Annotated in this window: 1 protein-coding gene; it reads left to right on the top strand. The window is 69.6% G+C overall.

Annotation, left to right across the window (positions count from 1 at the left end; all coding sequences use genetic code 11):
* Window positions 1–36 precede the first annotated feature (36 nt).
* A complete protein-coding gene (locus ABD951_RS28570; protein WP_345353665.1) occupies window positions 37–678 on the top strand; it encodes an RES family NAD+ phosphorylase in 642 nt (213 codons plus the stop codon).
* Window positions 679–681 lie beyond the last annotated feature (3 nt).

The following is a 681-nucleotide window of genomic DNA, read 5'->3' as shown; positions in this document are numbered from 1 at the left end:
GTCGATGTCGTCGACGCCTACCTGTGGGCCTGACAGGTGCCGCCACTCCCCCACCCTCCGGGTGTCGATGCGCTACGCGCCGCCGGCATCCAGCCGGACGAGTACCTCGAACTTCCGGCCGACACCATGATCTGGCGTGTGCATCGCACGTCCGGTACCCACGTGCTGCCGTGGAATGCACTGCGCACGTACGGGCCGATCCTGCGTTTCGATCCTCACCCCCGCCCACGCAAGGACCATCCTCGCCACGGTGTCTGGTACGGCGCAAGCGACGTCCCGGGCGCGCTGGCCGAGATGTTCCAAGCCACCCACGTCATCGACCGGACGGCCGGAACCCCGTACCTGACAGGTCTGCAGTTCACTCGACCGTTGTGCCTGCTCGACGTCGCCGGGTTCGGCGACGGTCGGTGGCCGACTCGAGTCGGCGGGAACTTCGCGCTCGGCACCGCAGCCCACGGGATCGCCCAGCACTGGGCCCGCACCATCCGTGCTGCCCACCCCGACCTGGACGGCCTGGCCTACCGCGGACGGTTCTCCGGCGGACTGTGTCTGGCGTTGTTCACCCCGGCCGCATCCGCCTTCCCACCTACCCCCGCGCTCTCCTTGCCGCTCGACCACCCCGGGCTCGCTTCAAGGCTCGCCGGCGCGGCACGCCGAGTCGGCTATATCCTGACCTGACCG

The organism is Rhodococcus olei, from assembly GCF_039540555.1.
Classification (GTDB): domain Bacteria; phylum Actinomycetota; class Actinomycetes; order Mycobacteriales; family Mycobacteriaceae; genus Rhodococcus_G; species Rhodococcus_G olei.
Note: the sequence above shows the minus strand (reverse complement) of the source record. Positions and strands in the feature narration are given on the sequence as shown.